Origin of the sequence: Staphylococcus simulans (assembly GCF_025561465.1) — a bacterium.
GTDB classification, from domain to species: domain Bacteria; phylum Bacillota; class Bacilli; order Staphylococcales; family Staphylococcaceae; genus Staphylococcus; species Staphylococcus simulans.
In genome coordinates this window covers 2306502-2332201 of the sequence record NZ_CP095100.1, presented here as the reverse complement: position 1 = coordinate 2332201, position 25700 = coordinate 2306502, and the positions used below count along the sequence as shown (strand labels likewise).

The following is a 25700-nucleotide window of genomic DNA, read 5'->3' as shown; positions in this document are numbered from 1 at the left end:
TTATCATAAAAGTAGTTTGATACAAGGGAACAATAAATATATGAAAATTATGCCTATTTTAGACGTCAGTCTGACGGTTGTCTGACTGAAGGGTGCCCGGACGTCTAAAATCATGTGAAAAGTCGGGACTATGCATCATAATTTAAGAAGAAACATAAAACTATAATTGAGGTAAGCGTGAAAAATGAAACAGACTAACAAAACATCTAATCCACTCTTATTCTTATTGAAGAAACTGACATGGCCAGTCGGCTTGATTGCGATTGCAGTATCTATTTCTTCCTTAGGGAGCATCAGTGGTTTAATTGTCCCTTTATTTACTGGAAGAATGGTTGATAAATTTACTGGCGAATCCTTCAACATGCAGTTTATTTTAATCTTTATTGCTGTGTTTGCGTTGAATGCAGTCTTAAGCGGTATCGGCTTATACTTATTAAGTAAAATCGGTGAAAAAATTATTTATGCGATTCGTACTGTTGTATGGGAACACATCATTCGTTTAAGAATGCGTTTCTTTGATGTGAATGAAAGTGGACAGTTAATGAGTCGTTTAACAGATGACACTAAAGTGATTAACGAATTTGTTTCTCAAAAATTACCGAATGTGCTGCCTTCTATTATCACATTAATCGGTTCATTGATTATGTTGTTTATTATGGATTGGCAGATGACGTTATTAACTTTTATTACGATACCTTTATTTGTGATTATTATGATCCCTTTAGGACGTGTCATGCAGAAAATTTCTACGCGTACACAAGCAGAAATTGCGAACTTCAGTGGTTTGCTTGGACGTGTATTAACGGAAATGCGTTTAGTTAAAGTTGCCAATACGGAACAAGTTGAACTAGATAAAGCACATATAAATTTAAAAGAAATTTATAAGCTGGGTCTGAAACAAGCGAAAATTGCGGCAGTCATCCAACCGATTTCCGGTTTGATCATGTTGTTAACAATCGGGATTATTCTTGGTTTCGGAGGTATCCGTATTTCATCAGGCGCGATTACTGCAGGAACACTTGTTGCGATGATTTTTTATGTTATTCAAATGTCGATGCCGCTTGTGAACTTGTCGACATTGATGACAGATTATAAGAAAGCAGTCGGAGCAAGCAGCCGTATTCATGAAATCATGCAAGAACCGTTAGAAGAAGTCTATATGCCTACGGGTCAATCTTTAGGTAATGGTGACATCGCATTTAAAGAAGTTTCATTTGGTTATGATACAAAAGAAGTCTTACATGATTTGAATTTTGATATTCCAAAGGGTAAAGTAACTGCATTTGTAGGGCCATCAGGATCAGGAAAAAGTACGATTTTCAATTTAATAGAACGAATGTATGACGTCACACACGGAGACATCCTTTATAATGATGTTTCTATCTATCAATTACCGCTATCGGATTGGCGCAATAAAATTGGTTATGTCATGCAGTCTAATGCGATGATGAGCGGTACGATTCGAGATAATATCTTATATGGCATCAACCGAAAAGTGACAGATGCTGAATTAATGCAGTATACACAATTAGCGAACTGTCACGAATTCATTACAGATTTTGATGAGGGATACGATACCTTAGTCGGTGAACGCGGATTGAAACTTTCTGGTGGTCAACGTCAACGTATTGATATTGCGCGCAGCTTTGTGAAAAATCCTGATATTTTATTATTAGATGAAGCGACCGCAAATTTAGATAGTGAAAGTGAAAGAAAAATTCAAGAATCATTAGAAACATTAATGAAGGAACGTACAACTGTGGTAATCGCACACCGTCTTTCTACCATTATGAAAGCTGATCAAATTATCTTCTTAGATGGTGGACGTGTGACGGGTATTGGTAAGCATCATGAGTTAATGCAGTCGCATGAAAAGTATAAAGAATTTGTGATGACACAAAAACTGACAGATTAATGATAAAGGTTGAGACAAGAAGAAAAGTCTCAACCTTATTTTTATAACAAAAGAGATATATAGACGAATTATGACAATCATATTTATTGCAAGAATTTTTGTTTCATTTCTCAAAAATCTAATTCAAAGGTAACAACCAACATGATATACTAAAAAAGCACTTAAATTTTTTACAATTTGTAAATACGAAATATCTCAAGTAACAGGCGGACATTGTAAGGATTATAGGGAATTCAATCGGGAGGTTATGATTCTGTCAGTGTAGACTTGTACATAATAAAATAATAGAAATGGCGGGTGTAAAATGTATTTACTTATCAACATTGTTGGTTTGATTGTATTTTTAGGTATTGCAGTGCTCTTCTCTAGAAATAGAAAAGCGATCCAATGGAAATCAATTGGTATCTTAGTCATTGTAAACTTATTCTTAGCATGGTTCTTTGTCTTCTTCCCATGGGGAAATGCGGCAGTTTCTAAAATGGCAGATGGTATTGCATGGCTGATTGAATCAGCGAACGCTGGTACAGGGTTTGCGTTCAAAAGCTTTGTAGATACGAAAGAAATAGATATGGCGGTTGCAGCCTTATTCCCAATTTTACTCGTAGTACCTTTATTCGATATTTTAATGTACTTTAATATTTTACCTAAAGTTATCGGTTGGATTGGTTGGGCGTTAGCTAAAATTACACGTCAACCAAAATTCGAATCATTCTTCGGTATCGAAATGATGTTCTTAGGGAACACAGAAGCATTAGCTGTTTCAAGTGAACAGTTAAAACGTATGAATGAAATGCGTGTACTAACAATTGCGATGATGTCTATGAGTTCAGTATCTGGTGCAATTGTCGGTGCGTATGTAACGATGATTCCAGGTGAACTTGTGTTAACAGCAATTCCATTAAATATTATCAATGCGATTATTGTTACTTCTATCTTAAACCCAGTAACAGTTGAAGAACGTGAAGATGTGATTTACCACATCCAACAAGAAGGTGTAGAACGTCAACCGTTCTTCTCATTCCTTGGAGACTCAGTTATCAACGCTGGTAAATTAGTATTGATTATTATCGCATTCGTAATCAGTTTCGTAGCATTAGCAGACTTAATTGATCGTTTACTTCACGTACTTTCAGGTACAGTAATTGGTTGGTTCAATGTGAAATTCAGCTTTGGCTTAGACCAAATTTTAGGTGTCATCATGGTGCCTTTCTCATTATTACTTGGTCTACCTTGGAGCGAAGCATGGCCAGTTGCGCAACAAATGGCTAAGAAGATTGTCACAAACGAATTCGTAGTCATGGGACAAATTTCTGATGCGGTTAAATCATATGATCCGCATAGACGTGCAGTTATTTCTACTTTCTTAGTATCATTTGCGAACTTCTCAACAATCGGTATGATTATCGGGACATTAAAAGGTATTGTTGATAAGAAAACATCTGATTTCGTTTCGAAATATGTACCTATGATGTTATTGTCTGGTATTTTAGTTTCATTACTAACAGCAGCATTCGTAGGATTATTCGCTTGGTAAGCGTATAGATAGAAGCATTGTATTCGGTAGTTGTTACTGAATATGATGCTTTTCTTTTTTAAGCAAAATGAAAACAGGTGAATGAATGTGGGGAGACACAAACATTACCTGCTTTCAACGGGAAATGAATTTGATGCACGTAATCAGTAAGGACTAGGTACTGATGGTGCATTCGAGCGAAAATTTTGCTTGTTTATTGTAAACAACACAAAGGAGATAACTTCCTTAATCTCTTGATTAAGGAAGTTGAAATTTATTATAGCAAAGCTTCAACACAAAGTAAACAAAATTTTCAGAATAATTAATTTAATATTAATAAACACTGTGATTCAGGGGTTTCACATTGTTGGTTAAGAGCGCCTGTGCTAGTATTTATCTTATCTACACAATTTAATAAGGGGGCGATTGGATTTGAAACGAAGAACGTGGCGTGACCTCGCACTCGTAGTATTTGGTTCATTTATGTTCTCTGCAGGGGTCAATACATTCATTATTTCCGCACAATTAGGGGAAGGCGGCGTAACGGGACTATCCATTGTATTTTATTATGCTTTTCACATTTCGCCAGCTATCACTAACTTTGTGATGAATGCGATTTTAATTGCGATTGGTTATAAGTTCTTAAGTAAGCGAAGTACGTACTTAACCATTCTTGCAACAGTGTTAATTTCAGTCTTTTTAGGACTGACTGAATCTTGGCATGTTGAAACTGGCAACATTATTGTGAATGCCATTTTCGGGGGTGCTTCAGTCGGATTAGGTATTGGCGTTATTGTACTTGCTGGGGGAACGACAGCAGGTACAACGATTTTAGCGCGTTTAGCACATAAATACTTAGACGTCAGCACATCTTACGCGTTGCTATTTTTCGACTTAATCGTTGTGGCGATTTCATTTACTGTGATTCCAGTCAATAAGTTATTGGTAACGATTATTTCACTTTATATTGGTACGAAAGTTATGGAATTCGTTATTGAAGGTTTAAATACGAAGAAGGCGATGACTGTAATTTCAAGCCGACCTGATGAAGTGGCGAAAGTTATTGACCAAAAAATCGGACGAGGGGTTACGATTATAGATGGTCGCGGTTATTACTCAAAAGAAGACAAAGAAATTTTATATGTGGTTATCAGTAAAACACAAGTTTCAAAAGCGAAACGCTTAATTCGAAAAATTGATGAGAATGCCTTTTTAGTCATCCACGATGTGCGTGATGTGTATGGTAATGGCTTCTTAGTAGATGAATAAAGGATGAGAAATCGAGGCGATAGTCTCGATTTCTTGCGTTTTAGTACATAAGAATTGTTAGGAAATCGCTCCAAAAAATGTTATAATATAGCCTATGATAATGATTATCAATTACAAGGCTGTAGTTGATAAAAGTATGAAAGCTTTCACGATAATCTTTACAGGTCGTAATTATAAATAAATGCAATGAGATAAGAAATAGAAATAAATTCTGCGGCAGACCTTGAAAAGAGACAGGTGTTTCGGCAACTGTATTTAAGGTTCATGTCGTATCCAATGGAGGATGAAGTATATTGGCAAATCGTTTAAATGGTCAGCACGTAACAATCGGATATGGGGATCATGTGATTGTTGATAACCTAGATGTAGAAATCCCTGATGGCAAAGTTACGTCTATTATCGGACCTAACGGTTGCGGTAAATCAACATTACTAAAAGCATTATCTCGTCTTTTATCCGTTAAAGGCGGAGAAATCACATTAGATGGTAAAAATATTCATACACAATCTACGAAAGAAATTGCGAAGAAAATCGCCATTTTACCACAATCACCAGATGTTGCAGATGGTTTAACAGCAGGCGAATTGGTTTCATACGGCAGATTTCCACACCAAAAAGGTTTTGGCCGCTTAAGCGCTGAAGATAAAGCTGAAATCGATTGGGCGCTTAAAGTAACAGGTACGTATGATTTTAAACACAGAGCTATTAATGATTTAAGTGGCGGTCAAAGACAACGTGTATGGATTGCGATGGCTTTAGCACAAAAAACAGATATTATTTTCTTAGACGAGCCAACAACGTATTTAGATATCAGTCACCAATTAGAAATTCTTGAATTAGTTCAAGAATTGAACCGTGAACAAGGTTGTACCATTGTAATGGTGTTACATGATATCAACCAAGCGATTCGTTTCTCAGATCATCTGATTGCGATGAAAGCAGGTGAAATTGTTTCGAGCGGTGAAACACAAGAAGTCTTAACAAAAGATATTTTAGAAAGATGTTTCAATATAGATGCAGAATTAAGTACAGATCCACGTACAGGTAAACCGATGTTAGTCACATATGATTTATTGTGTAAACATTATTCGAAAGTATGAGGCACGGTAAATGAGTGATAAAGAGAGAAAAGAGAAGTATCCCAGATTTATATTGTTATTACTTTTATCATGTGTGATGTTAGGGACAATGTTGGTGCTCTCCATTTTATATGGAGATGCGCCCATTCGTCTTGGGACGATTTATGAAGCGGTTTTCCATTATAACCCTATGAATGAACAGCACAACATTATCAGTGAAATTAGAATACCTAGAGACTTAGGTGCAATACTTGTAGGTATGGCGCTTGCGGTGGCTGGGGCAGTTGTTCAAGGTGTGACTAAAAATGGTTTGGCAGACCCAAGCTTAATCGGCTTGAATGCTGGTGCCAGTTTTATGCTCGCTTTAACATATGCCTTTGTACCGCAAGCTTCTTTTAGTTTATTGATGCTTGCAGGTTTTATCGGTTCAATATTAGGCGGTACAATCGTATTGATGATGGGCCGTTCTAGAACTGATGGGTTCAATCCTATCCGTATTATTTTAGCAGGTGCTGCTGTCAGTGCATTCTTGACGGCTTTAAGCCAAGGCATTGCATTAACTTTTAAATTGAATCAAGACATCAATTTTTGGAGCATGGGCGGTGTTTCTGGCACAACTTGGGTTCAATTGAAATGGAGTACCCCTGTTATTTTAGTGACGATCGTTTTGTTAATCTTACTAAGTCGACAATTAACAATTTTAAACTTAGGAGAAAGCTTAGCTAAAGGCTTAGGACAAAATGTGCGCGTCATTCGTACAATCAGCTTAATACTAACGATGCTGTTAGCAGGTGTTGCTGTAGCAATGGTCGGACAAATTGCCTTTGTCGGTTTAATCGTGCCACATATTGTACGCTTTTTAATTGGTACGGATTATGCGAAAGTGATTCCGTTAACTGCTGTTTTAGGCGCATTTTTAGTTCTTTTAGCAGATACCGTCGCACGTATGTTAGGAGATGCGCCAGTCGGTGCGATTGTTTCCTTTATTGGCGTGCCTTACTTTATCTATTTAATTAGAAAAGGAGGTCGCTCAATATGATAGAAGATAAATTACGAAGACGTCAGTGGCTGGCTTTATTAATTACGAGTGTCCTTTTGTTTGCGGCCTGTGTTTGGAGTATCACGTCAGGTGAATATCAAATGTCTATCGGCACGTTCTTTAAAACTTTATTTGGTTTAGGTGACTATACGGACAGTTTGATTCTACTAGATTTTAGACTGCCGAGAATGTTAGTAACGATTCTGGCAGGTGCTGCATTAAGTTTAAGCGGTGCGATGATGCAGAGTGTAACCAATAATCCACTAGCTGAACCTGGTATTTTAGGTATTAATGCAGGAAGCGGCTTCTTTATCGCACTCTTTATTGTCATCGGACAAGTGAGTGCAGATAGCTTTATCTATGTTTTGCCAATACTGAGTATGACTGGCGGTATTTTAACTGCATTAATTATTTTCTACTTCAGTTATTCTAAAGAACGCGGTATGACTCCAGCTAGTATGGTCTTAGTCGGTGTCGGTTTATCTGCCGCACTCTCTGGCGGTTCGCTGACATTGATGTCTAAATTTGATAAAGACCAAGCAGAGTTTATGGCAACATGGCTTGCGGGTAATATATGGGGTGATGAATGGCCGTTTGTCATCGCATTATTACCATGGTTGATTGTCATCATACCGTTCCTGTTTATGAAAGCAAATACATTAAATATCTTGAATACTAATGACCTATTAGCACAAGGCTTAGGTGTAAATGTCAGACGAGATCGTATGATTATTTTACTGGCTGCTGTTGCTTTATCATCAGCAGCTGTAGCGGTGAGTGGTGCTATCAGCTTTATTGGTTTAATGGGACCGCATATTGCGAAAACGATTGTGGGACCAAGACATCAACTCTTTATGCCTTTAGCAATAGTTATTGGCTCGTTCTTACTAGTATTCTCGGATACAGTTGGTCAAGTGATTTTACAACCATCAGGTATTCCAGCTGGTATTGTCGTTGCGTTAATCGGTGCACCTTATTTCTTGTATTTAATGTATCGTACACGTTCATTGTAATTTAACGTAATGAAATATTGTTATACGTTATAGTAATTGATGTGAAATCCAAAAAAATATGGTAAACTAATACTAATTGTAGATAAAATCTGTTCAACAATAGGAGGACATTGGCATGAAAGATTTAATCAAGCGACATGTCTTAAACGGCGAATTTGAATCTGTGAAACGATTAATGTCCGAATCAGATTTTATGGAATTTGAAGAACATTACATTTCAAGTGCGCATGAAGCAGAAAGTGTTATGTTTTATACGTGTATCTTAGATATGATCAAAGATGGAGAAACAGCTGAAATGCATGATTTAGCATTCTTACTCCTTGTTTATCCATTAAGTGACTTAGAAGGTGCATTGGATTCTGCTTACTATCATGCAGAAGCTTCCATAAAACTCACTGAGGGCAAAGAAGTGAAGAGTTTACTACAAATGTTGTTGCTCCATGCAATTCCTGAACCTGTTATTTCTGATAAAAAAGCTTTCGATATTTCTAAACAGATCTTGAAATTAGATCCTAATAATAACGTAGCCCGTAATATCCTTAAACAGACAGCGAAACGAATGGATAACGTGGTGGTCAGCATTGATGAACTGAACCAAAATCGTGATGCAAAATAATGAATTTAAAATGAATTAAAGGGTATCTCACATGAGGTATCCTTTTTGTTTTGCACAAAAGTGATATTTATCCATAAGTTTTACTAATGGGTATGTTTACAAAGTTTAATGAGTAATTCTATCAAATTGAGGGTAATTTATTGTTGTGTTTGGGTAATTACACTTAACGGCTATTGCGCAATTGAGTGTTTTATTGTTACTATATACTTTTCATGGAATAAGTAATGGCCTTTTTCAGAAAAAGACAGAAACATAAGCTATGGATAGTAAGTATTAACGTTGGCAAGCATTGTTTTTAATTACACGAGGAGGTATTCAACGTTATTATGACGTTTAATAAAGAAACAGTAAAAATTGGCTTTGCCTATGTCGGTGTAGTCGTCGGCGCAGGTTTTTCAACAGGCCAAGAAGTTATGCAATTCTTCACTGAATATGGTCTATGGGCTTATATCGGTGTTTTAATTTCAGGTGTTATCTTAGGATTCATCGGAAGACAGGTCGCAAAGATAGGGACAGCTTTCGATGCTGAAAACCACGAATCAACTTTGGCATATTTATTTGGAAAATACGTTGGACGGATCGTCGACTATATACTGGTCTTCTTCTTATTCGGAATTTCTGTCACAATGATTGCAGGGGCAGGTTCTGCATTCCATGAAAGTTATGGCATCCCTACATGGTTAGGTTCACTGATTATGGTAATTGCTATTTATATTACATTACTTATGGACTTCAATAAGATTGTCCGCGCACTTGGTGTGGTAACACCTTTCTTAATCATCTTAGTGATTGTGATTGCAGGTGTTTACCTATTTAAAGGTCAAGTGCCATTTAATCAAATTAATGCAGAAATGCCTAAGACAAGTCCGCTTTGGGGCATTATCATGGGAACAGTTTACGGCGGTTTAGCGTTTGCGGTAGGATTTAGTACAATCGTCGCTATCGGCGGTGACGCAAGCCGTAGAAGAGTATCAGGTGCCGGTGCAATGTTCGGCGGTATCATTTATACGATTCTGTTAGCATTGATTACATTTGCATTGCAAACTGAATTCCCAGCAATCAAAGAAGCGGCTATTCCAACATTGACATTAGCGAATGGTATTCACCCAATCGTAACAATTGTATTGTCAATTGTGATGTTAGCCGTAATGTACAACACAATTTTGGGTCTGCTTTATTCATTCGCAGCAAGATTCACAACACCTTATAGCAAAAAATATCACATTTTAATCGTGATTATGATGCTTGTCGCTTACGGATTAAGTTTCGTAGGTTTCTCAAGTCTGATCAACTTCTTATACCCAACAATGGGTGTTATCGGACTTGCTATTGTTATTGGCGTGTTAGTGAAATATTTCAAACGTAAAAAAGAGAATGAACAACATATCGCATAAATTGCCCAATGTGTGACATTTACTAGATATAGCAGAAAACTTATGAATAATGAAGGTCAACTTACTGCTTGTAAGCAGTAATGATGAAAACAATAGGTATAGCGCAGCTGATTTTGCTGCGCTATTTTTCTTGATTTCACCCTTTGAGATGACTTTAAATATAAAGTACAATAAATACAAATTGGAAATTATCTTGCCGATAGAATAAAGAGAGGACTTGGTAATCAAATGAACAGTCGAAGAAAAAAATGGCTGGCAATCGGTGCGATTATCTTCGTGTTATTAGGCATCGCTGTCGGTGTTGGTATAAAACTTTATATGGACTATCAACATAAACAAAATATGAAACCTAAAGTCGCGATTAACAATAATAATGTAAAGGTCTTTAATAATATTACATATAGTAAAGCATTCCCGAAGAGTCAGCTTGATATCATCACACCAGCAGAATTAGATAAAGATGTGAAATTACCAGTGATTTTTTGGATGCATGGCGGCGGCTTTATTGCGGGTGATAAACAATATAAAAATCCATTGTTGGCAAAAATCGCAGAACAAGGCTATATTGTAGTGAATATTAACTATGCTTTAGCACCACAGTACAAATATCCGACCCCTTTAATTCAAATGGATCAAGCTGTAAAATTCATTAAAAAGAATCCGCATGAATTGCCGATTGATTTTACGCAAGTGGTGTTCGGCGGCGACTCAGCAGGTGCACAGTTATCCAGTCAATTTACTGCGATTCAAACAGATGAACAGTTAAGAAAAGATATGCACTTTAAACAACGTTTCAAACCGAAAAATATTCGTGCAGCTATCTTTTTCGGTGGTTTCTATAACATGAATACAGTCAGAGAAACAGAGTTCCCACGTATTCAACTCTTTATGAGAAGTTATACTGGTACAGAAGAGTGGGAAAGTGAATTCAGAGATTTATCTGAAATGTCGACAGTGGAACATGTCACAAAAGATTATCCACCGACTTTCTTATCTGTTGGGGATGCAGATCCATTCTTCAGTCAAAATCAAGAATTTGCACGGGTCTTAGAAGAAGACGGTACATCAGTCGATACATTCTTTTTTGATGGGTCACACCATTTAAGACATCAGTATCAATTCCATTTAAACTTACCGGAATCAAAAGAAAATCTAGTCTCTGTACAACGTTTCTTAAGTAGAAATACAAGCTCAACAACGATTAAAAATCCAGATGAGCAATTTGAACCGATTCAATTAAATCCTTATAAGGATTAGTATGTTAATAACAAATCATATTTTAAAAGAAGTATCACAAAGTAATTGGCTTTGTAGATACTTCTTTTGTTATAAGATAATAAGTGGGTTATATGTAAAATAGAAAATGAAAGTAATAAAAAACCTGATATGTTTGTGACATATCAGGAGAAATATTAGTGCAATAGTTTAGCCATAACGTATTCACTATAGTATTTATTATCTATTTTGAGTTTATCGCGCATTTCGCCTTCAATTTGATAGCCTGCTGATTTGAATAAATCTACAGCATGCTCATTTTGAGGGACAACTAATGCTTCTAAGCGACGAATATCGTGGTTGTATGCCCATGCATCCACTGCATTTAATAATGATTGTCCAACACCTTTGCTGCGGTATTGTGCACGAATGCCAAGACGCACGCGTGTTTCGTGGCGTGTACGTTCATATTCGCGAGATGTGACAATCGCAAAACCAATCAACTTACCGTCGATTTCTGCAAGATAAATAGTATTCGATGGAGAAGTGATAAAATGTTCAAGCTGCTGTAATGCGCTTGAAAGAGATGGCACATATTCGCCAGGGCTATACAGCATATAGCTAGATTCATCATAGATATCTTTTAATAAAGCAATATATGCATCTGCATCATTGATACTTATTTCTCTAATCGTATGTTCCATAGACACCCTCCATAATATAAGGTAGTATTACACTGAGTATAGCGTAAATGACGATTGTCTGCATCGTTTTTAGTTTCATTTTACTTTAAAATGATAGAACGCAATGATTGTTAGAGAATCGCACAAAGATAAGTGTAAAATAAAAGTTGTGAAATGTAAATGAAACAGTTTTGAAATAATTTCGAAATAAAAATAATAGGTGATAACATGAAGATTTTATTGGTAGAAGATGACAAGTCCTTATTTGAACAATTAAAAAAAGAACTAGAACATTGGGATTTGCAAGTGTCTGGTATTGATGATTTTAATCAAGTTATGGAAGCATTTGAACAGGAACAACCAGAAATTATTATCATGGATGTAGAGTTGCCGAAATATGACGGGTTTTATTGGTGTCGTGAAATACGTAATCAATCGAATGTACCTATCTTATTTTTATCAGCGAGAGATAATCCAATGGATCAAGTTATGAGTATGGAACTAGGGGCAGATGATTTTATGCAGAAGCCTTTCTATACTAATGTCTTAATCGCGAAGCTTAAAGCCATATATCGCCGTGTATATCAATTCAATCTAGAGGAGCAACGTATGTTGTCATGGGGCGATGTTCAAGTGGACCTTGGTAAAGGCGTATTAGAGAGAGGAAATGAAACCGCACATCTTTCTAAAACTGAAATGCTTATTCTAGAGATTTTATTAAAAAATCGTAATCAAATTGTCAGTCGTGATGAGATCATTACGGCGTTATGGGATGATGAAGCGTTTGTGAGTGATAATACGTTGACGGTTAATATCAATCGACTACGTAAAAAGTTAGCAGACTTTGGGTTAACTAATGCGATTGAAACACGGGTCGGCAAAGGATATTTAGCACATGACAATATTTAAACGTATCTCAAATTATTTAGTCTCTCGTTTGAATTGGTTGGCGTTGATTGTTGGCTTTCAAATCTTTTTAGTGATTTTAGCTGTACTAGATCAAAATTTATCTGTTGAATCTATGCTTTATGTCATTTTATGTAATGTTATCTTCACATTGGTGTTCCTCATTTTTTCTTACAACTATGAAACTTCGTTCAACAAAAAATTGTCTGAAATGAAAGAGGTTGAGGAGTTGAAGCATAAAGAAGCGGCCAATACTCCGATGGAAGAAGAAGTCTTACAATATTTATATCTGATGATTCAAAGACAAAAACAAATTGTATCTAGGCAATCTGTGCAATTAAAAGAAAATGAACAAAGCCTAACGGAATTTGTGCATGAAATTAAAACACCTTTAACCGCATTGAAATTAATCATTGATCAAGAAGAAGATATGACTCGTCGACAAGCTTTATTGTTTGAATGGTCACGCATGAATGAAATGTTAGACCAACAATTGTATTTATCACGATTAAGCCAAAAGCACCAAGATTTATATTTTGAAGGCGTTTCATTAAAACGTATGGTGATTGAAGAAATTCAGTTAACACGTAATATTTGTAGACAGCGCGGTATTGGGTTCGATATAGACTTTAATGAAGAAGATAAGGTCTTTACAGATATGAAATGGTGCAAGATGATGATTCGCCAAGTCCTTTCAAATGCGGTGAAATACAGTCAAGCGGGTACAGAGATACAAATCATCACTAAAGAAGTCGAAGGACATATTGTGCTTGAAATCAAAGATACAGGACGCGGAATTGCTTCTCAAGATATGCCGCGTATATTTGAACGTGGTTTTACGTCAACACAATACCGCCACGAGACAACTTCTTCAGGTTTAGGTTTATATTTAGTGGATCAAATCAAACAGCCATTACATATACAAGTATCGGTTGATTCTATTGCAGAAGAAGGGACAACAGTCTCTTTTATCTTCCCTAAACAGAACGAAATGTTAGAACGTATGTCTGAAGTGACAAAATCGTCACTTTAAACATGCGTTTTGTAATATCAAATCAACGACCATAAAATCACTTATGCGTACACTATAAATACAAGAGTTAAGAAAAAAGGAGCGCAAAAAATGGAAATTCTAACAGTATCCAATTTAACAAAAGTATTTGGAAATAAGCATGTGGCGCATGAAGTGCTGAAAGGCATCTCGTTTAAAGTTGAAAAAGGTGAATTCATTTCAATTATGGGACCGTCTGGTTCTGGTAAAACGACATTATTGAATATGTTAAGCTCCATTGATTATATAACACAAGGTTCAGTGGAACTTAACGGACATCAATTGCAGAAATTAAGTAACAAAGCACTGTCAGAAGTGCGTAAAAAAGAAATCGGCTTTATTTTCCAAGATTATAATTTATTAGACACGTTGACAGTTAAGGAAAATATTATGTTGCCGTTATCTATTCAAAAGTTATCCAAAAAAGAAGTGGATGCACGATTTGATGAAGTGACAGAAACATTAGGTATCAGAGATTTAGCAAATAAATATCCATCTGAAGTTTCAGGTGGTCAGAAACAAAGAGTTTCTGCAGCCCGTGCATTTATCACACGTCCAGCAATTATTTTCGCAGATGAACCGACAGGGGCGTTAGATTCTAAAAGTGCACAAGATTTATTAAGACGTTTGAAAAATATGAATGAACGCTTTGATACGACTATTTTAATGGTGACACATGATCCGGCAGCAGCCAGTTATTCAAACCGTGTCATCATGTTGAAAGATGGTCAAATACATTCTGAGCTATACCAAGGTGAACGTTCTAAACAAGCGTTCTATAAGGAAATCATTCAAGCACAAAGCGTCTTGGGCGGTGTGTCTTATGACGTTTAGACATATTGTATTAAAGAACTTAAGACAAAACATCAGACATTATGGTTTATATCTTTTTTCTCTCATAATGAGTATTTCCTTGTACTTTAGCTTTGTGACATTAAAATATACAGAAACAATCAATAATAGTGAATCTTCGAAATTAATTCAAAAAGGCGCGAGTTTAGGTAGTGTTGTACTGTTCATTATCATTATAATCTTTTTAATGTATGTGAATCAGCTCTTCATTAAACAAAGAGATAAAGAACTTGGACTCTATCAATTAATCGGATTAACGAAAGCAAATGTAGTTCGTATGTCGATGTTAGAGCAATTTGCGATATTTGTTGTCACAGGTCTTGTCGGCATAGTTGTCGGCTTAGTAGGGTCTAGAATTTTATTATTGATTGTGACGAAATTAATGCAAATGAATGAAACGGTACATCTGCATTTCAGCTTAAAAGCAGTAGGCGCAACGGCATTGATGTTAGTAATTGCGTACATCTTAGTTATTGTTCAAAACGCAATCTTTATCAAACGACGTTCCATTTTAGGATTAATGCAAACTCGTCGTACGGCTGATGTGAAATCAAATAAAATTACAGTACTTGAAGCAATCAGTGGTATTGTAGGGCTTGCGATGATTATTTCAGGATATGTTATGGCGGTTGATACAAAGCTTTTAGCGAATATGGCTATTCCGTTTTTAATTTTACTCCTGACAATTGTCGGTGCTTATTTATTCTTTAGAAGTACGGTATCTTTATTATTCAAGACATTGAAGAAAAGAAAAAAAGGCCAAGTTTCAATTAATGATGTCATTTTCACGTCATCTATTATGCATCGTATGAAAAAGAATGCCTTATCTTTAACTATTATTGCGGTTATTTCTGCGATTACAGTAACTGTACTTTGTTTTAGTGCTATACAAATGAAGATGGAAAAAGTGCAACTCAATATGTTTTCGCCATATGATGTGACATTACAATCGAAACATGATGTGGATTTATATGAAAAAGCATTAAAAAAACATCATATCGATTATGACTTAAATTATAAAGAGTTGTTGATGGTACAGTCTCAGAAGAATAATTTATTTAAGAAAAATGTCGGCTACGAGATAGGTATTCGCGTCACAAGTGAAAAATATGTCGACAATGCAGGACTCTCTGATCATACCGCAAAACTTTCACATCCTTTTGGAACAGGTATGCTCTTAAAACCGATTACTAACGATTCATATGTAGCATTTCAAGATAAACAAGGACAACAACTCTTCCGTGTGAAAGTACAAGACACTGAACTTGATACACGTTTCAGCTTGCTTACGTTACGTGGCGGTGTGTTGGTAATCGTCAATGATGAAGACTATCGTTTATTGAAAGAGAAAGGGCAAATAGATAAAGATGACCTTTCTCCGCAATATGGCTTTACTATTACAGATAAATCTCAAATGAAAGAAGCTTCGAAAGCATTGGATGAAGTTGATCCAGGTTATGAGACAAAAGAAGAAATAGCTAAGGATAATAGAGAAAATAATGGTATGTTCTTATTTATATCATCATTCTTAGGTATTGCCTTCTTAATTGCGGCAGGTTGTATTATCTACATTAAACAAATGGATGAAACAACAGATGAAATTGGTAACTTTAAAATATTGAGAAAGCTTGGTTATACACAAAATGACATGCGTCACGGTTTAAAACTTAAAATCATGTTCAACTTTGGTTTGCCATTGATTGTAGGTTTGGCACATGCATACTTTGCATCATGGGCATTCTTGAATTTGATGGGGTCTGATGATTATTCTCCAGTCTTTATCGTAATGGGAGTTTATACATTGATTTATGCATCATTTGCGATTATTGCTTATATACACACAAAACGTACTATAAAACAGTCAATATAGTATAGAATAGTAAACTTACTTCGAAAACTTGAAATAATGAGTTTTCGGAGTATTTTTTTGGATTGGAATGTGTAAGAATGGTGAAGTTAGGTAAAATTTTTAGAGAGGAAGTATTTACTTTTCGCTTAGGATTGTGGAAATTTTGAAAACTTAGCGAAGTAATCGGACATTACAATTATGTTCAATTGTTAAGATTTTGTAAATAGAATTGTAGTGTTGTAAATTTTGTGCTATTTTCTTTTTAGGAAGGTAAAATTTATTTGAAGCTAGTGTGAAGATGGTATACATATTAGTTTCAAAAGTATCACACGATTACTTTTTACAATTATATACTTTTGAGTTCAAATTTATGAAATGTGATTGGGAAGCAATCGCTGAAAATGGAGGATTTTCAATGTTTAACAAGAAAAAGGATAAGTTCATGGTTAAATTGGAGGAAATGGTATTCAATTTAGATCGCGCAGCAATTGAGTTCGGGAAAATGGACTTTAATACACACCTAGATTTAAAAGCTTATTCTGATAATATCAAAACGTATGAGTCACACGGTGACGAATTAATGCACCAAGTAATCTCAGACTTGAACCAAACGTTCATTACCCCAATCGAGCGTGAGGATATTTTATCTTTATGTAACGCTATTGATGATGTTTTAGACGCAATGGAAGAAACATCAGCAATGTTCGAAATGTATTCAATCGAGTATTCAGATGAATACATGGCTGAATTTGTAGATAATATTCAAAAAGCAGTAGCTGAAATGAAATTAGCTATCGGCTTATTAGTAGAAAAGAAACTTTCTCACATGCGTATTCATTCAATTAATATTAAAGAGTTTGAAACAAATTGTGACGGTATTTTAAGACAATCAATTAAACATATCTTCAATAGTGAAACAGATCCAATCACATTGATTAAAATTAAAGACATATATGAAAGCTTAGAAAACATTGCAGATAAATGCCAAGCAGTCGCAAATAATTTCGAAACAATTATCATGAAAAATAGCTAAGGAGTAATATAAAATGGATTATATTATAATTATCACTGTAGCTATCGTTATTTTTTCATTGGTGTTCGACTTTATTAATGGTTTCCACGATACAGCGAATGCGGTAGCTACTGCAGTGTCGACAAGAGCACTGACACCAAAACGCGCAATCTTTTTAGCAGCGATTATGAACTTTATCGGTGCATTAACATTTACAGGTGTAGCAGGGACAATTACGAAAGACATTGTGGATCCATTTAAATTGCAAAATGGATTAGTCGTGGTATTAGCGGCTATTTTCGCAGCGATATTCTGGAACTTGTTAACATGGTACTTCGGTATTCCAAGTTCTTCATCACATGCCTTAATCGGTTCAATTGCAGGTGCAGCGGTTGCATCTCAAGGTTCATTTTCAGTGTTGCATTTCCAAGGCTTCACTAAAATTATTATTGTGTTGATTGTATCGCCATTGATTGCCTTTTGTGTAGGTTTCATTATGTATAGTATTGTTAAAGTCGTATTTAAAAATGCGAATTTAACAAAAGCTAACCGCAACTTTAGAATATTCCAGATTTTCACAGCATCATTACAATCATTCTCACATGGTACAAACGATGCGCAAAAATCAATGGGTATCATTACACTAGCTTTAATTGTTGCGAACTTACAAGATGGTAACAATGTTGAACCGCAATTATGGGTTAAAGTAGCCTGTGCTGCCGCTATGGGTCTAGGTACAGCAGTAGGTGGTTGGAAAATCATCAAAACTGTCGGCGGTAACATTATGAAGATTCGCCCAGCTAACGGGGCTGCTGCAGATTTATCTTCAGCATTAACAATTTTCGTCGCATCTTCATTACATTTCCCATTATCAACAACACACGTTGTATCTTCATCTATCCTTGGTGTAGGGGCATCTAACCGCATCAAAGGTGTGAAATGGAATACAGCACAACGTATGATTGTGACTTGGGTAATTACATTACCAATTTCAGCATTCGTCGCAGCAATGATTTACTGGATTATGAATATTTTCTTATAATCAATCTCAATCATTGAGACATAAACATAGAGAACATTAAATAGAAAGCGGATCATTTTCTGATTTTGAAAATGATCCGCTTTTTTTGCGATAAATCGGTCTTAGAACTATATAAAAGCTATTGAGGCGCTCAGTTTGATTAGCATGTTACATCATCTATTGGTTTTCAAATATAAGTCAAAATAAAAAGACGATGCGTCATCGTCTTTTTAGATTATTAATGAATGTAGTTATAGCTAGAAGCCATTGAAGCAGGGATTGTACGGTAGTCGACAATGCCTGGAGGTGTATTGTAGTTCATTTCAGAAATTAAAATGCTGCCATCACCATTCACTTGTTCTACATATGCAACATGACCGATTGGTCCTTCATAGTTCTGCATAATTGAACCAGCTGCAGGTGTGTTGTTTACTGTGTAACCGTCAGCTTGTGCATTGTTTGCCCAATGATCTGCGTTCCACCAGTATGTACTGATTGGTTGGCCTGTTTCAGCACGACGATTGAATACATGCCAAGTACATTGTCCCCAGTCATATAAGTTAGCATGATTAAATGTCGGTGATTGGTTCGATGCAGGTGTAGCTGTAGGTGTACCGCCTGAACCACCAGCTGCGCCAGAAATTTTTAATTGTTGGCCAGGGTGAATTAAATAACCATTCAAGCCGTTAGCTGACATGATTGCCTCAGCAGATGTACCGTATTGATTAGCAATGATATTTAATGATTCACCAGCTTGCACTGTATGAGTGCCACCAGAAATGTTAACAGTCGCCCCTGTATTTGAACTTTGACTGCTGCCATTTACTGTAATGACTTGGCCAGGGAATACCATATTATTCGATAAATTGTTATCTTGTTTAATGCTTTCGATAGAAGTGCCGTATTCTTGTGCAATAGACCAAAGTGATTCACCGGCTTGTACTGTATGCTGTGTCGATGCATCAGCATCTTGTTGAGTAAGCGCTAAGGCTGCACCTGTTGCAACTGAAAATGTAACTGCTAACTTTTTCAAATGAGATTCCTCCTCTAATAAGTTTGGTTCAGTAATTATACATTCGTTTTATATTTACTATGTAATACGAATATCAATCATTATTTCTATACTTCCACATCTTATCAAAAATATGCGGTGATTTGTCGGTTGTTACGTGCTTGTAATAATTTTTAATAAAACCTGAATTGTCTAAAATTCAGAAAACACTAGACAATATAGGGTTTATTGAAGGAAAATTTGGATTTTGACAATACTAATGTAATGTTTGTAATGAAAAATGACAATACACTAAAGCGCTTTGAAGATTTATAGTTGCTAAATCAGAAAGTGGAAATCAGAATACACTCTATGAAATAATAATTAACAAATAGTTTCAATGAAGGAGTTGAACAACTTGGTAAACGCAACACATACTACCTCTAAATCGAGTGCTTATGCGAAGGTTTGGCTTTACTTTATGTACTTTTGGATTATTTTTGGTATTGGTACATATTTTGGCCAGTATCTGCCTGATGCTTGGAGAAGACCACTCTCTATCGGTTTGACGGTATTAATTTTGATTTCGTTATTTGTGAATCGATCACGTAAATTCGGCTTTTTAATATCTAATATATATGCTGTAGCAATTGGGTTATTAGCTTATGCTGCATTTACGACATACATGCAGAATTTAGGTCCAGAGTTATTTTATAAAAACGTAGCACTTGCAGTAGGTGCCTTTATTGCGTTTGGTGTCATTGGATACTTTTTCGTGCAGAATGCATCAAGTATCGGCAAATATCTATTTGTAGTATTAATCGCGTTAATTGTGGCCACTTTAATTGGTTTCTTTGTGCAAAACCCGATTTTTTATACTGTTATCAATGTTGTAGCAGTTGGCTTATTCTTGCTGTATACATTGTATGACTTTAACAGATTGAAACGAGGGCAATTTGCACCAAGTGAAATGGGCTTTAATTTATTTGTGAACTTATTGAATATTATTATTAATATCTTAAGTTTAGCTAATCGTTTTAGAGATTAATATCATCAAGAATAGGACTGGAACAAAGAAAAACAATGTTCCAGTCCTTCATTATATTATACAATCTAGTTATCATTGATAAGAATAGTACGATATAATCATACGTTATGTAATTTGAAACAACATAAAAATACTATTAAATTTTAAAATTTGTGTCTAATTGCGTTGTGTGCTAAATTTGTAGAGTATAGTCCTAGAGAAATTACAGGAAGGAATAAAATAAAGAGAGATGTATCATTACGACTTAAAACAGCTTATTTTATTAAAGGTTATATAAATGAGAAGTAGTATTATCGATTTATACGCAGCTGAAAATTTGCCAGCCAATCGTTGTTATGATGGAGTGTTATTACTTTGGCCAGTAAACGATACAGCAGAAATCCAAAGGTCCGCTCAAGTTGAAACAGTAAATAACACGGTTTGTCTCATCAACCATAATGAAGTTTTTCAAGTTTCGAAAAACAAAAAGATGATGATGGTTTATGTTGCGAGTGATTGGTTCCTTGAGAAGGATTTCGCTTTTTTTAATTATTGCTTTAATATTCAAATGGTTCAGTCGAACAGTAAAATTGAAAAAGCAATGTTGATCTTATTGGAAAAGTATCTTGAAGAAACCTTAACAGAAGAACTGATTAAAAAATGTATTAGTGAGATATGCGACATTTTAATTGAAGAGGCGAGTGTTGAAATCAAACATACGTCACACCAGTTAATTGCCTCGCTAGATTATAGAGAAAAGAAAATCGTAGATTATATCAACGAACATATTGGAGAGAAACTAACTTTAGAGACAGTAGCTAAAGAAGTTTATATTTCTCCGACAACACTCTCTTCTTCCTTTTATAAAATATTTAATATGGGTTTCAGGAATTACATTGAAACATTACGAATTGGACTTTCTATAGAAATGTTAGTAACGACTGACCGAAAAATTTTGGATATCTCTGAAGAAGTAGGTTTCAGTAATTTCAGTGGTTATTATCGGAAATTTAAACGTCATTTAGATACCACGCCTAATGACTACAGACATAAATCTAAGCTGAGTAAAGACCTTTGTTATTTAGTAAAGGATCAAGATTCTGAAGTCAGTGAACAAAGTAAAAAAGTATATTTAAAGAAAATCAAAGACATACTGAAGAACTGGACAGAAGATAAAGAGAACATTATTTATGTAGATAATAATAATCCCATCTATTCTCCTACACGTCCGTTTGTGATGACGATTCAAATTCGCACGCTTGAAGAATTGAAGGAAGTGATGGTTTATCACAGGCATCAAGAAATCTTTGATTTCGATGATGAAGTGATGTTCTTAATCCATCCAAGTATACCAACGATTCATCAACATTTTAGCACGAGTGAACTAGTTGCTATGCTTGATACTATCTATCAAAGCAATGCGAGGGTAGCTTTTGAACTTGAATCAAAAGAAGATATTGATTATGTGAAACATGAATTATTACAGTCACGTGCATTTACAGATCATCAAGCCTATGCATATCTTAAAAAGGATACATCTAAGATTTCGATAACATTTAGTTTGCAGAATCAATCGTTGAAAGACATCTATATACAAAAAATGAGAATTAAAGAAATTGGGTTTAATGTTAATTTCAACCTAGATGTCACTAAATTGTTTAATGATCCTGAAAAATTTAAAGCATTAGAACTCCCAATTAAACGAGTGAATTTTGATTATTTCTTTATTGATAATGAAAAGTTAAAACATCCTTATTTGGAAAAATCTTATAAAAAAATGCCGATGAAACAACTAGCCAATTTGAATACGCTGCAGTCAGTTATGAAACAGGTTCATTTAGAAGAACGTAAATATATACTGCTTAATGTTCCGAATAGAAAATTATTGAATGAAGATATGAGTCTCTTAGATAGCACACCATTAATGATGTATATGTTTATGCGGTTTTATAGTATTTTATCTGGAATCGGCGTGGATTTATATCAACGTACTGATACGAATATCGCATTTCTTTTTGATACAAATGGTTTCAAAACCACATTGTACTTTTTATATAGACAGCTGTCTGGATTTGAGACGTTTTATTTCTATGAAGATGATGCTTGTCTCATGACACGTGGGGATGAACATTACAGTATTATTGTCTATGACTGGCGTATTATTGAAAATGAAATACATGAAGGTAACCAAAGTTGTCATCGTTTCTATATCGGTTTTAAAGATAAAAGTTTAAGAGACAATTATTTGGTAACACGTGAAGTAACAGATTATAAACACGGTAATATCAAGGAGATTATTTCACCCAATATCATGCCTACATTTAAATGGCCAAAAGATTTAAAACGTAAGATAAAAAACGCCAATAATCCAAAATTTGATGTATTTGAACACAACTTTAACAATGGCACATTGAGTGTTGATGTTGAATATAATTCATTGCAATTGATTTCTTTATATAAAACAACGAAATAGATTGAAGTTTATAAAAGGTAATTGTATTTTATACAATTCAATTTGTCGTACTTAGGAAAATTGCAAAGACAATGTGGGGAAACACTAAAGACTTTTAGAGTTTTAATATTCATACTTAATGTATTATATCGATATAAAATCTGGAGGCGTATACTTTGAAAAAAAGTAACTTAGAGAAATTGCTCAATGAATACAAAAAATTTATGGATTTGACACGTTTCATTGAAGAAACATATAAAATCAACATGAATGACTTTGTAATACTTAATTGTGTTCATGAGAATTGCACCGAAGAAAAGATGTTAATGCAGCCCTTTTTAAAGATTGCAACAGATTCATTTGAAATTAGCCGAACTAAAGTTTTGGCATCCATTCGTAAACTAGTCAATCAAGACCGTGTCAGCAAAGTCCGTTCTGAGTCTGACGAACGTAAGGTTTATATTTATATGGATGATAAAAACATAGAAAAACTTGATCAAATGCTTAAAGACATTGATAAGTTCTTAGGTTGATAATACATCTGAACACCCCATACTAGAGAGATATAATATTGTGGATGAACAGCCCAGTTTTGGGCTGTTTTTTTATGAGAAATCAAAGTAATTATGCACAAAAGGGGAACTTGGTTTTCAATAACTATATATTAAGCGTGAAATCATGTATAATAGTTGATGTTAAAAATTGAGAGCGAAAGCGAGATGGAAGTATGGGACGTAAATGGAATAACATCAAAGAGAAAAAAGCCCAAAAAGATAAAAATACAAGTCGTATTTATGCGAAATTCGGTAAAGAAATTTATGTAGCTGCGAAATCTGGTGAACCTGATCCAGAATCGAACCAAGCATTACGTTTAGTGCTTGAACGTGCAAAAACGTATAATGTACCGAAAAACATCATCGACCGTGCGATTGACAAAGCAAAAGGTAACGATGATGAAAACTACGATGAATTACGTTATGAAGGGTTTGGTCCTAGCGGTTCAATGCTGATTGTTGATGCATTGACTAATAATGTTAACCGTACTGCATCAGATGTACGTGCTGCTTTCGGTAAAAATGGCGGTAACATGGGTGTATCAGGTTCAGTATCATATATGTTCACACATACAGGTACTTTCGCATTTGAAGGCAAATCTGCAGATGAAATCTTAGAAGTTTTAATGGAAAAAGATTTAGATGTGCGAGATGTTGTCGAAGACGGTGATTTAACTATCGTTTATGCTGAACCAGATCAATTTGCACAAGTACAAGAAGCTTTAAAAGAAAGCGGCGTTGAAGAATTCGAAGTTGCTGAATTTGAAATGTTACCTCAAAATGACATCCAATTATCAGATGAAGATAAAGCAACTTTAGAAGGCTTAATCGATGCGTTAGAAGATTTAGAAGATGTTCAAAACGTTTATCATAACGTGGACTTGGATTAAGTAATGGAACATTCTGTATCGGAATGGGTGCGCCAATTAGATTTATTACCGCATCCAGAAGGCGGCTATTATAAAGAAATTATTAAAGCTGAACGCCAAGAAGAAGGACAAGCACGTCCAGCTTATACGAGTATTTACTTTTTATTAACAGATGATAATATTTCACATTTTCATCGTATAGATGCAGATGAAATTTGGTATTATCACTATGGTAATACTTTAACAGTGCATATGATTTATCCTAATGGCCAATATGAAGCGGTAGACCTTGGGCCCGATATAACAAAGGGTGAAGTGCTACAACACGTTGTGCCTGCAGGTACAATTTTTGCATCTTCGATTAAAGATGGAAAAGGCTATGCGCTGGTTGGATGTATGTGCCAACCAGGTTTCATGTTTGAGCATTTTGAAATGTTTGATCAAGCGGAACTTAAAAAAGCGTATCCTCATTTGATTGAAGTGATTGAACACTATGCACTAGAAACTATTGATTGATTTTAAAATTGAATCTATGTTTTACCAGGCACTTGCTTTAGATTTTGGGAACGAGCCCAAGCTAAAACAAGTGCTTTTTTTGTATCTCGAAATATTTTAACTATAGCAGAAATTTATATTAGGGTAACACCTAGAATTTAATACGTCTTACGAATCAGCTATTTAATCTATTCGCATTGATGAAGTTTAAATGTTTAAAGCGAATATTGGAGAGGATTTTATTGGTAAATAGTTTTTATCTTACAGGCTAATTCTCAATCGATAAAAATAAAATACAAAATACGTTTTACCTAAAAAGTATAAATGAATAAGAAAATGATTTGTTTGTAAATTAGAGTTGAGGGTAAAAACAATAATACCAATTAAAGAGAGAGGGGTGTTATCGTGAGCAAGTATAAAAAGGGCGTAAATATTAAAAAGAAGAAAAACAAGGGCAATAAAAACATTCATGTCGCTGATGCTATTGTAGGCGGTGTGTTCGGCGCAACTTTCGGCTGGTTCTATAGACGAGAAGGCACTCAAAATATGATTTACCGTGTAAAAGAATCAGAGTTATTCCAAAATATTGCTTCAGATGTTTATGAAATTACTGAAGAAAATATTAAAGCCTACATCGCGATGAATATTGAAAATAAAACCCGCGATTTTTTTCAAAAGCCCGATGAAGAGGACGAAGAATATTATGAAGATGATGAAGAATTTGAAGAAGCATACGTAGAAGATGAAGACGATGCTTACGATGATGAAGACGAAGAAGAGTTAGATGAAGAAGAATATTACGAAGCATTATTAGAAGAAAATGAACAGCTTAAAGAAGCTATCAGTCGTTTAGAAGATCGCTTTGAAGAGTTACTGTAAAAACAT

The 25700-nt window shown here is 35.0% G+C and carries 23 protein-coding genes; 21 read left to right on the top strand and 2 right to left on the bottom strand.

Annotation, left to right across the window (positions count from 1 at the left end):
* Nucleotides 1–184: 184 nt before the first annotated feature.
* The 9 genes from MUA87_RS10995 (at nucleotide 185) to MUA87_RS10955 (ending at nucleotide 11095) form a co-directional block, all read left to right on the top strand.
* Entirely contained in the window at nucleotides 185–1915 is a 1731-nt protein-coding gene (locus tag MUA87_RS10995; RefSeq protein ID WP_023015443.1) for an ABC transporter ATP-binding protein, read from the top strand.
* 304 nt (nucleotides 1916–2219) lie between these two features.
* On the top strand, nucleotides 2220–3449 hold the full coding sequence (locus tag MUA87_RS10990; protein ID WP_023015442.1) for a NupC/NupG family nucleoside CNT transporter: 1230 nt from the start codon (nucleotides 2220–2222) through the stop codon (nucleotides 3447–3449).
* Between the two features lie 411 nt (nucleotides 3450–3860).
* The gene (locus tag MUA87_RS10985) at nucleotides 3861–4697 is read left to right on the top strand and encodes a YitT family protein (RefSeq protein WP_002481429.1); all 837 of its coding nucleotides are present in this window, start codon (nucleotides 3861–3863) and stop codon (nucleotides 4695–4697) included.
* Between the two features lie 293 nt (nucleotides 4698–4990).
* Entirely contained in the window at nucleotides 4991–5797 is an 807-nt protein-coding gene (locus MUA87_RS10980; protein ID WP_023015441.1) for an ABC transporter ATP-binding protein, read from the top strand.
* A 10-nt stretch (nucleotides 5798–5807) separates the two neighbouring features.
* Complete coding sequence (locus tag MUA87_RS10975) at nucleotides 5808–6815, top strand: FecCD family ABC transporter permease (RefSeq protein ID WP_002481431.1); 1008 nt, start codon at nucleotides 5808–5810, stop codon at nucleotides 6813–6815.
* Entirely contained in the window at nucleotides 6812–7828 is a 1017-nt protein-coding gene (locus MUA87_RS10970) for a FecCD family ABC transporter permease (protein ID WP_057510165.1), read from the top strand. Before MUA87_RS10975 ends, MUA87_RS10970 begins: the two co-directional genes overlap by 4 nt.
* A 115-nt stretch (nucleotides 7829–7943) precedes the next feature.
* Nucleotides 7944–8444 carry a hypothetical protein gene (locus MUA87_RS10965; RefSeq protein ID WP_002481433.1) on the top strand — a complete coding sequence of 167 codons (501 nt, stop codon included), beginning with the start codon at nucleotides 7944–7946 and terminating at the stop codon, nucleotides 8442–8444.
* A 326-nt stretch (nucleotides 8445–8770) separates the two neighbouring features.
* On the top strand, nucleotides 8771–9838 hold the full coding sequence (locus MUA87_RS10960) for a YkvI family membrane protein (protein WP_002481434.1): 1068 nt from the start codon (nucleotides 8771–8773) through the stop codon (nucleotides 9836–9838).
* 228 nt (nucleotides 9839–10066) lie between these two features.
* Complete coding sequence (locus MUA87_RS10955; RefSeq protein ID WP_002481435.1) at nucleotides 10067–11095, top strand: alpha/beta hydrolase; 1029 nt, start codon at nucleotides 10067–10069, stop codon at nucleotides 11093–11095.
* Between the two features lie 155 nt (nucleotides 11096–11250).
* Here MUA87_RS10955 and MUA87_RS10950 read toward each other — a convergent pair whose 3' ends face one another.
* Complete coding sequence (locus tag MUA87_RS10950; protein WP_002481436.1) at nucleotides 11251–11757, bottom strand: GNAT family N-acetyltransferase; 507 nt, start codon at nucleotides 11755–11757, stop codon at nucleotides 11251–11253.
* Nucleotides 11758–11964: 207 nt separating this feature from the next.
* Here MUA87_RS10950 and MUA87_RS10945 point away from each other — a divergent pair, with 207 nt between their 5' ends.
* The 6 genes from MUA87_RS10945 to MUA87_RS10920 all read left to right on the top strand — a co-directional run bounded on the left by MUA87_RS10945 (nucleotide 11965) and on the right by MUA87_RS10920 (nucleotide 18448).
* Entirely contained in the window at nucleotides 11965–12645 is a 681-nt protein-coding gene (locus MUA87_RS10945; RefSeq protein ID WP_119563568.1) for a response regulator transcription factor, read from the top strand.
* Nucleotides 12632–13675, top strand: coding sequence for a sensor histidine kinase (locus tag MUA87_RS10940; RefSeq protein WP_105978114.1), 1044 nt, complete (start codon nucleotides 12632–12634; stop codon nucleotides 13673–13675). The genes MUA87_RS10945 and MUA87_RS10940 overlap by 14 nt, the downstream gene beginning before the upstream one ends.
* A gap of 90 nt (nucleotides 13676–13765) precedes the next feature.
* Nucleotides 13766–14527 carry an ABC transporter ATP-binding protein gene (locus tag MUA87_RS10935; protein WP_002481439.1) on the top strand — a complete coding sequence of 254 codons (762 nt, stop codon included), beginning with the start codon at nucleotides 13766–13768 and terminating at the stop codon, nucleotides 14525–14527.
* Nucleotides 14517–16415, top strand: coding sequence for an FtsX-like permease family protein (locus tag MUA87_RS10930; RefSeq protein ID WP_262550813.1), 1899 nt, complete (start codon nucleotides 14517–14519; stop codon nucleotides 16413–16415). The genes MUA87_RS10935 and MUA87_RS10930 overlap by 11 nt, the downstream gene beginning before the upstream one ends.
* Nucleotides 16416–16809: 394 nt before the next feature.
* Entirely contained in the window at nucleotides 16810–17427 is a 618-nt protein-coding gene (locus MUA87_RS10925) for a DUF47 domain-containing protein (protein ID WP_002481441.1), read from the top strand.
* A gap of 13 nt (nucleotides 17428–17440) precedes the next feature.
* Nucleotides 17441–18448 carry an inorganic phosphate transporter gene (locus MUA87_RS10920; RefSeq protein ID WP_002481442.1) on the top strand — a complete coding sequence of 336 codons (1008 nt, stop codon included), beginning with the start codon at nucleotides 17441–17443 and terminating at the stop codon, nucleotides 18446–18448.
* Between the two features lie 217 nt (nucleotides 18449–18665).
* On the opposite strand, the gene MUA87_RS10915 is transcribed toward MUA87_RS10920, so the two are convergent.
* Entirely contained in the window at nucleotides 18666–19460 is a 795-nt protein-coding gene (locus tag MUA87_RS10915; RefSeq protein WP_023015435.1) for a CHAP domain-containing protein, read from the bottom strand.
* Nucleotides 19461–19818: 358 nt separating this feature from the next.
* Between MUA87_RS10915 and MUA87_RS10910 the strand changes: the two genes are divergently transcribed.
* From MUA87_RS10910 to MUA87_RS10885, 6 genes are all read left to right on the top strand, one after another.
* Nucleotides 19819–20466 carry a Bax inhibitor-1/YccA family protein gene (locus tag MUA87_RS10910; protein ID WP_070626168.1) on the top strand — a complete coding sequence of 216 codons (648 nt, stop codon included), beginning with the start codon at nucleotides 19819–19821 and terminating at the stop codon, nucleotides 20464–20466.
* Nucleotides 20467–20743: 277 nt separating this feature from the next.
* Nucleotides 20744–22918, top strand: a complete 2175-nt coding sequence (locus MUA87_RS10905) for a helix-turn-helix domain-containing protein (protein WP_216733556.1) — start codon at nucleotides 20744–20746, stop codon at nucleotides 22916–22918.
* A gap of 155 nt (nucleotides 22919–23073) precedes the next feature.
* Nucleotides 23074–23430 (top strand): transcriptional regulator, SarA/Rot family, encoded by a 357-nt coding sequence (locus MUA87_RS10900; protein WP_002481446.1) that lies wholly within the window; start codon nucleotides 23074–23076, stop codon nucleotides 23428–23430.
* A gap of 194 nt (nucleotides 23431–23624) precedes the next feature.
* A complete protein-coding gene (locus MUA87_RS10895) occupies nucleotides 23625–24341 on the top strand; it encodes a YebC/PmpR family DNA-binding transcriptional regulator (protein WP_002481447.1) in 717 nt (238 codons plus the stop codon).
* A gap of 3 nt (nucleotides 24342–24344) precedes the next feature.
* On the top strand, nucleotides 24345–24836 hold the full coding sequence (locus tag MUA87_RS10890; protein ID WP_262550811.1) for a cupin domain-containing protein: 492 nt from the start codon (nucleotides 24345–24347) through the stop codon (nucleotides 24834–24836).
* 384 nt (nucleotides 24837–25220) lie between these two features.
* Complete coding sequence (locus MUA87_RS10885) at nucleotides 25221–25694, top strand: hypothetical protein (RefSeq protein ID WP_262550810.1); 474 nt, start codon at nucleotides 25221–25223, stop codon at nucleotides 25692–25694.
* Nucleotides 25695–25700 lie beyond the last annotated feature (6 nt).

Bases quoted from the DNA above. Each gene is read 5' to 3' on its own strand.
- MUA87_RS10990 (WP_023015442.1), top strand. From the start codon at position 2,220: ATGTATTTACTTATCAACATTGTTGGTTTGATTGTATTTTTAGGTATT.
- MUA87_RS10970 (WP_057510165.1), top strand. From the start codon at position 6,812: ATGATAGAAGATAAATTACGAAGACGTCAGTGGCTGGCTTTATTAATT.
- MUA87_RS10945 (WP_119563568.1), top strand. From the start codon at position 11,965: ATGAAGATTTTATTGGTAGAAGATGACAAGTCCTTATTTGAACAATTA.
- MUA87_RS10940 (WP_105978114.1), top strand. From the start codon at position 12,632: ATGACAATATTTAAACGTATCTCAAATTATTTAGTCTCTCGTTTGAAT.
- MUA87_RS10925 (WP_002481441.1), top strand. From the start codon at position 16,810: ATGTTTAACAAGAAAAAGGATAAGTTCATGGTTAAATTGGAGGAAATG.
- MUA87_RS10975 (WP_002481431.1), top strand. From the start codon at position 5,808: ATGAGTGATAAAGAGAGAAAAGAGAAGTATCCCAGATTTATATTGTTA.
- MUA87_RS10950 (WP_002481436.1), bottom strand. From the start codon at position 11,757: ATGGAACATACGATTAGAGAAATAAGTATCAATGATGCAGATGCATAT.
- MUA87_RS10995 (WP_023015443.1), top strand. From the start codon at position 185: ATGAAACAGACTAACAAAACATCTAATCCACTCTTATTCTTATTGAAG.
- MUA87_RS10910 (WP_070626168.1), top strand. From the start codon at position 19,819: ATGAAGGAGTTGAACAACTTGGTAAACGCAACACATACTACCTCTAAA.
- MUA87_RS10930 (WP_262550813.1), top strand. From the start codon at position 14,517: ATGACGTTTAGACATATTGTATTAAAGAACTTAAGACAAAACATCAGA.
- MUA87_RS10960 (WP_002481434.1), top strand. From the start codon at position 8,771: ATGACGTTTAATAAAGAAACAGTAAAAATTGGCTTTGCCTATGTCGGT.
- MUA87_RS10895 (WP_002481447.1), top strand. From the start codon at position 23,625: ATGGGACGTAAATGGAATAACATCAAAGAGAAAAAAGCCCAAAAAGAT.
- MUA87_RS10955 (WP_002481435.1), top strand. From the start codon at position 10,067: ATGAACAGTCGAAGAAAAAAATGGCTGGCAATCGGTGCGATTATCTTC.
- MUA87_RS10965 (WP_002481433.1), top strand. From the start codon at position 7,944: ATGAAAGATTTAATCAAGCGACATGTCTTAAACGGCGAATTTGAATCT.
- MUA87_RS10920 (WP_002481442.1), top strand. From the start codon at position 17,441: ATGGATTATATTATAATTATCACTGTAGCTATCGTTATTTTTTCATTG.
- MUA87_RS10890 (WP_262550811.1), top strand. From the start codon at position 24,345: ATGGAACATTCTGTATCGGAATGGGTGCGCCAATTAGATTTATTACCG.
- MUA87_RS10935 (WP_002481439.1), top strand. From the start codon at position 13,766: ATGGAAATTCTAACAGTATCCAATTTAACAAAAGTATTTGGAAATAAG.
- MUA87_RS10905 (WP_216733556.1), top strand. From the start codon at position 20,744: ATGAGAAGTAGTATTATCGATTTATACGCAGCTGAAAATTTGCCAGCC.